The sequence below is a fragment of the Comamonas sp. B-9 genome, assembly GCF_000410635.1.
Lineage (GTDB): Bacteria > Pseudomonadota > Gammaproteobacteria > Burkholderiales > Burkholderiaceae_C > Comamonas.
Genome location: NZ_APCR01000039.1, coordinates 1 through 6,309, shown reverse-complemented (window position 1 = coordinate 6,309; position 6,309 = coordinate 1). Strand labels below are relative to the sequence as shown.

Below are 6,309 nucleotides of genomic sequence, written 5' to 3'. Positions count from 1 at the left end.
ACCATGAAACACCCAAAATTGAATGCGCTGGCCCTGGGCACCGCCCTGGCCCTGGCCAGCACCGGCCATGCCCTGGCTGAAAGCCAGTACGGCTTCGCCGCCACCGGTAGCGGCACCGTGACCGCCACCGCCAAGGTCAACCTGAGCGTGGTCATCCCCAAGCTGATTCTGCTCAAGGTCGGCACCACCAATGCCACGCAGGACACGGTCTCCTGGGCCGCATCGCTGACCATTCCTGGCACACCGACGACCACGCCCACGGCCACGGCCAACAATGTCCAGGTACCCTGGGATGGCACTGCCCCGACAGTGACGACGACCCCCACGGGCAATGTGCTGAATGTGGCCGCCTGGACCAATGCCGGCTCGGCCACCATCAACTGCGCGATGGGCACCTGGAGCGCCACCGGCGGCCCGGCCAGTACCAGCTTCACCGTCACGGCCGGCGGCACCACGCCCCTGCCGCACCCCGGCGCCAACCTGGGCTCCTGTGCTTCCACCACCATCTCGACCAACACCTTGATGAGCGGCACCTGGACCTATGCGCTGACCGGCACGGCCAGCAGCTGGACGGCAGGCACCTACACCAACGCCGTCACCTACACGGCCACGGGCATCTGATGCGCAAGCGCGACGCAACCACCACCACGCGCGCCGCCTTGCAGGCAGTGCGCGCACCGCTGAGCGCGGGGCTGGTGCTGCTCGCCTGCGGCATCAGCCTGCCTGCCAAGGCCGTCATCATCACGGTCAGCGACAGCGCCAGCACCAGCAACTATGCGCTGTCGCTGCAGGTGGGGTCCGCTGCCGGTGTGGATACGGTGCAGTTCAATGTCACCGGCAACAACGTGGGCCTCACACCCACGCCGGTAACGGGCTCGCCCGCCATCGACATCTCGGTGACGCCGATTCGTCCCGCCACCACCTCGTCCACCGCCCGGCCGGTCACCCTGCGGGTGGATTCCAGCACCGGCCTGAGCTGCCAAAGCAGTGGCTGTGGCGCCACCATCATCCCGTTCAGCAAGATCAGCTGGACAGCCAGCAACACCAGCGGCGCCGGCGCTGGCGATATCCAGAGCGGCCAGTTCACAGGGGCCGCCAACCAGCAGCTGGCCAGCTTCAACGCCAATGCCACCTACTGTTCGTTCCCGCTTATTATTTTTTGCTTGGGCTGGACCTACCAGTCCAACACCATGGTCGCCACGCGCTTGACATTCAGCTATGCCAACGACACGATCTATCCAGCAGGAACATACCTGGGCACGGTGTATTTCACCGCGTCGATGGAATAAGGAGGCTGGTGCATGCCGGGTTTTCGCTTTCGCTGTTTCGCTGCGTTATTCGCCGCCTGCGTCCTGGGCCAGAGTGCGCACGCCCAGGCCACCCGGCTGGACGACTCGACCTCGCCCCGCGCCCAGGTGGGCACCGATTTCCGCAATGCGCAGATGCTGGACAACCAGACCATCAGCCTGCCTTTTGGTCATATCGAATACCGCCTGGCCACCGCCGCCTATGTAGGCAAGCAGGCACGCATTTACTACGTGATTCCGCTGGCCATCGCCGGCCTGCGCTCGCCAGCAGGCATGCAGCTGCAGTGGCGCAGCAGCGGACTGTTCCAGGGGGGAATGGGCCGACCTGGCGACCGGGTGCTGGTCTGGTCCGGTGTGGTGCGCGCGCCCTGGATCACCGAGAGTTTTGACCTGCAACTGCGCATTGACCGCCGCGAGCTGCAAATCGGCCAAGGCGGCAACCTGCGCTTTGAATCCTATTTTGAAATCGAGACCCAGCCATGAGTTTTCTCTCCGTTGTGCGCCGCTCTCTGGCTCTGGCCCTGCCACTTGTCGCTTGCCTGGCACAGGCAGCACCGTTCGAGATGGCGGTCTCCCCGTCGCGCTTTGAGCTGAGCGCCAAGAGCGGCGAGCGCCTGGGCCAATCCATCGATCTGCACAACCTGGGCTCGGCCGCCACCGCCCTGTCGGTACGCACCTTGGACTGGAGCTACTCGGCCGATGGCCAGATCACCTACCACGATGAGCTCTTGCCCGGCAGCTGCCGCCCCTGGGTGGCGCTGGAGCGCCGCACCGTCAAAGTGCCCGCGCAGACCAAGCAGGCCTTTCGCTTCCAGATCACGCCACCGGCCGATGCAGCGCGCGGCGAATGCCGCTTCATGATCGCCATCGAAGGGGTGGAGCCCGCGCAGCAGACCATCATCCAAAGCGGTGGCGCCAACCTGAGCCTGCCAGTCACCGGCCGGATTGCCGTGGCCGTCTATGTGATGCTGGGCGGCGCCGAGCCCAAGCTCGAAGTCCAGCAGATCGGCATGCGCGACATCGCCGGCAAGCGTGTTCCTGCCATCACCGTGCGCAACGCGGGCGACGCCCATGGCCGGCTCGACGGCACCGTCGACGCCAAGGATGCACAAGGCCGCAGCTTTTTGCTCGCCGTCGAAGGCACGCCGATCATGCCCGGCCAGACCCGGCACCTGGCCCTCGTCCCCAAGGCCGACGATGGCCAGGCGGCCCTGCAACCCAGCTATCCCATCAAGGCCAGCGGCCTGCTGGACTGGGACAAGGGCAGCTTCAAGCTGAATGCGGATTTCCAATGAGCACGCCGCGCTGCCCGCTGATGCTGATGCGCCAGGCGCTTCTGCTGCTGGCACTCGCCGCTGCCGCCAGCAGTGCGCAAGCAGCCAGTGCGACCTCGGGCACCGGCAACCTGCCCCGTAACACGCCTGCAGTGGCACTGAACTTTTCCATCCAGGTGGACAAGTTCCTGTTCTTTCGCATCGGCGATGGTGCCTGGCCCACCCCGGGTGGCACCACCTCGCAGGTCAGCTTTAATCTGAGCCCATCCATTCCTGCGGTGCCCACCACGCCGACCACGGGCAACAACACGGCCGTCAACTGGAATGGCACGGCGCCCACGTTTGCGGTTGCCGCCAGCGGCAATGTGCTGCCCGTGGAGGTGCGCAGCAATGGCGGCCAGGTCAGCGTTTTCGCCACCGTCACCACCGCGCTGACCAGTGGCTCCAACACCATTCCGATGAACATGGTCAGCATCACCAGCAGCGACGCGGCCCTGCCGGCGCCCACCATTCCCGCCAGCGGTACCGGCACCAGTGTCAATGTCACAGGCGGTGGCACCGGCACGGTCAACAGCCTGGTCACCATCCGCAATGCCAACTGGACCTTTGGCTACAACAGCACCATCAGCCGCACGGCCGGCAACTACAGCGGGCAGTTGAGCTTCACAGCGTCCGTGCCTTGAGGCCCTGCGCGAGACCCTGCAGCCCCTGGTTATTGGTTACGATGGCATTCCCATCAGATTTTTGAATGATTTCGCCATGCCCACCAGCGCCGAACGCCTTGCCCAGAGCCTGCAGACCCTGAACTCTCTGGGCGACGAGGCGCAGCGCATCTTCACCCAGCTCTACCCCGAGTCCGCCCAAGAGGCCGCGCAGGCCGCAGACCAGCGCGCAGCGCGCGGCCTGTCGCTAGGCCCGCTCGATGGCAAGCTCGTGTCCATCAAGGACCTGCTCGATGTCGCAGGCCAGGTGACCACCGCCGGCGCAAAAATGCGCCGCCAAAGCGCCCCGGCCGCACAAGATGCGCCGGTGGTACAGCGCCTGCGCGCTGCCGGCGCGGTGATCGTCGGCAAGACGAATATGACGGAGTTCGCGTTCTCGGGCGTGGGCATCAACCCCCATTTCGGCACGCCGGGCAATGCGGCCAATGCGCTGCACATCCCCGGCGGTTCGTCCTCCGGCGCGGGGGTCAGCGTCGGCCGGGGCCTGGTCGATATCGCCATTGGCTCGGACACCGGCGGCTCGGTGCGCATCCCCGCCGCCTTCAATGGCGTCACCGGCTTCAAGCCCACGCAGGCGCGGGTCTCGCGCGACGGGGCGTTTCCGCTGTCCTACACCCTCGATGCGCTGGGCCCGCTGGCCCGCACGGTGGCCGATTGCGCGGCCGCCGACGCCACCATGGCCGGCGCCATCCCCCAGCCTCTGCCCCAGCGCAGCCTGCAAGGCCTGCGCATTGGCCTGCCCCAGGGCCTGCCCTGGACCGATTGCAGCGACGAGGTGCTGGCCCAGACCGAGCAGGCCATCGCCACATTGCAGGCGCAAGGCGCCAGCATCCGCAAGCTGCCCTGGCAAGCGCTGATGGCCGCGCCCGCGCAGCTGCAAAGCGAGGGCACCCTGATTGCGGCCGAGGCCGCCGCCATTCACCAACAGGCGCTGGTAGACGCGCGCGATGCCCTTGACCCACGCGTGCTCTCGCGCATGGACAAGGGCCGCGCCTTGACGGCGCCCTACTACATCCAGCTGCTGCAGCAGCGCCAGCAATGGATGGCCCAGATGGATGCCGCCATGCAGGAGGTGGACCTGCTGCTGCTGCCCACCATCGCCATCACCGCGCCAGCCATTGCACCGCTGCTGGAGGACGACAGCGCCTTCTTCGCCGCCAATGCACTGATTTTGCGCAACACCTCGATCTTCAACTTCTACGACCTGCCGGCCATTTCGCTGCCGCTGCTGCGCTCTGCGGGCAGCCTGCCCGTCGGCCTGATGCTGGTGGGCGCGCGCATGCAGGACGCCAGCTTGCTGGCCCTGGCCGCTGCCGCCGAGCAGGCGCTGGCCCAGGCATAGGGAGACCCCATGGGACGCGCAAGCCTGCAATGGACCGACGAGATGCTGGCCGCCCTGGGGACGGACAAGGATGCGGTACTGGCCGAGCGCTGGGGCACCAGCGCCAAGACGGTGAACCTCAAGCGCAACAGCCTGGGCATTGCCGCCTTTGGCCATGTGGACTGGACGCCGGAGATGCTCGCCGCGCTGGGCCAGGACAGCGATGCCAGCCTGGCTACCCGCTGGGGCATCAGCAAGGCCAGCGTGGTGGCCAAGCGTGGATCCCTAGGTATTGCGCCGCAGGACAGCAGCCGGGGCAAGCACAGCCAGCACAGCTGGCAACCTAACGAGGTGATGCTGCTGGGCACCGCATCCGACGCCGATGTGGCTGCGCAGTTGGGCCTGAGCCTCGCCGCAGTGCGCAATGCGCGCATGGCCCGCGGCATTGCAGCGGCGCGCCCGAACAAACCGCCGATCGCCAAAAACTAAGCCCCCCAGGCCGGTACCGACCAGAGAGGGCTTGGGTCAGCGGCAGCCATCCCGGGATGGCCGCTGCGGATGCGGCTTAGAACTGCTCGTTCTCGCCCAGATAGCGCCACTGCCCCACCGGCAGATTGCCCAGCACCACCTTGCCGATGCGGATGCGCTTCAAGCCCACCACAAACAGGCCCACGGCCTCGCACATGCGGCGGATCTGGCGCTTCTTGCCTTCGCGCAGCACAAAGCGCAGCTGCTCGGGGTTTTGCCATTCCACGCCTGCGGGCAGCAGCGCTTCGCCATCCAGCGACAGGCCATGGCGCAGCAGCGCCAGCTTGTCGCCAGGGAAGTGCTGCTGCACATCCTGCTCAACGGCGCCATAGGTCACGCGCACCAGGTATTCCTTCTCGACCTCGGAGTCCTCGCCAATGATGTGCTTGGCAATGCGGCCGTCCTGGGTCATCACCAAGAGGCCAATCGAGTCGATATCCAGACGGCCGCAAGGGGCCAGGCCCTTGAGCTGGCTGAAGTTGAAGCGGGTCTTGCTATGGTCCTCGCGCCAGTGGTTGGGCGGGTTGACCAGCACCACCGCCGGCTCATGGCCATCTTCGGCCTGGCCGCTGACATAGCCCATGGGCTTGTTGATCAGGATCGTCACCTGCTGGGCCTGCAAGTCCTGCGCCTCGCGCTGGATCTCGATCTTGTCGGTCAGCTCCACCAGCTGGCCCATCGTCGCGACCACGCCATTGACCAGCACCCAGCCGTTCTCGATCCAGGCATCGCCCTCGCGGCGCGAGCACAGGCCCAGGTCGGACAGGCGCTTGTTCACGCGCACCTGGCCTTCGGCCTTCAACTGCTCATTCTGGGCCTGGGCCTTGGCGGTCTGCATGGTGCGCTGGGGCGCATCGGCACGCCAGACGTTGGACGGCATCTCGCGGCGCGGGGCATCCCGGCGCGGAGCTTCGTCGCGTGGACGCTCGGAGCGGAAGCCATCCTGGCGTGGACCGGCGCCAAAGGAACGGGGGCCGTCCGAGCGGGGGCCAAAGCCACGGGGGCCGTCATTGCGGCGGTCATCCTGGCGTGGACCAAAGCTACGTGGGCCGTCGTTGCGGCGGTCGTCTTGGCGCGGGCCAAAGCTACGTGGGCCCTCGTTGCGACGGTCATCCTGGCGGGGGCCTGCGGGGCGGCGGCCATCCTGGCGCGGGTCG

8 protein-coding genes are annotated in these 6,309 nt (G+C 66.8%); 7 read left to right on the top strand and 1 reads right to left on the bottom strand.

Annotated features, from left to right (window positions below):
• The 7 genes from H928_RS0100165 to H928_RS0100135 form a co-directional block, all read left to right on the top strand.
• Positions 1-621: hypothetical protein (locus tag H928_RS0100165; protein WP_306729877.1), on the top strand; the 621-nt coding region annotated here is incomplete at its 5' end.
• A complete protein-coding gene (locus H928_RS0100160) occupies positions 621-1,289 on the top strand; it encodes a hypothetical protein (RefSeq protein WP_021024656.1) in 669 nt (222 codons plus the stop codon). The genes H928_RS0100165 and H928_RS0100160, both read left to right, overlap by 1 nt.
• A 12-nt stretch (positions 1,290-1,301) precedes the next feature.
• Positions 1,302-1,790 carry a hypothetical protein gene (locus tag H928_RS0100155; protein ID WP_021024655.1) on the top strand — a complete coding sequence of 163 codons (489 nt, stop codon included), beginning with the start codon at positions 1,302-1,304 and terminating at the stop codon, positions 1,788-1,790.
• On the top strand, positions 1,787-2,602 hold the full coding sequence (locus H928_RS0100150) for a hypothetical protein (RefSeq protein WP_021024654.1): 816 nt from the start codon (positions 1,787-1,789) through the stop codon (positions 2,600-2,602). The genes H928_RS0100155 and H928_RS0100150 overlap by 4 nt, the downstream gene beginning before the upstream one ends.
• A complete protein-coding gene (locus tag H928_RS0100145) occupies positions 2,599-3,264 on the top strand; it encodes a hypothetical protein (RefSeq protein WP_021024653.1) in 666 nt (221 codons plus the stop codon). The genes H928_RS0100150 and H928_RS0100145 overlap by 4 nt, the downstream gene beginning before the upstream one ends.
• Before the next feature lie 76 nt (positions 3,265-3,340).
• On the top strand, positions 3,341-4,645 hold the full coding sequence (locus tag H928_RS0100140; RefSeq protein ID WP_027010345.1) for an amidase: 1,305 nt from the start codon (positions 3,341-3,343) through the stop codon (positions 4,643-4,645).
• Between the two features lie 9 nt (positions 4,646-4,654).
• The gene (locus tag H928_RS0100135; RefSeq protein ID WP_021024651.1) at positions 4,655-5,113 is read left to right on the top strand and encodes a hypothetical protein; all 459 of its coding nucleotides are present in this window, start codon (positions 4,655-4,657) and stop codon (positions 5,111-5,113) included.
• Between the two features lie 76 nt (positions 5,114-5,189).
• On the opposite strand, the gene H928_RS0100130 is transcribed toward H928_RS0100135, so the two are convergent.
• Positions 5,190-6,309: pseudouridine synthase (locus H928_RS0100130; protein WP_021024650.1), on the bottom strand; the 1,120-nt coding region annotated here is incomplete at its 5' end.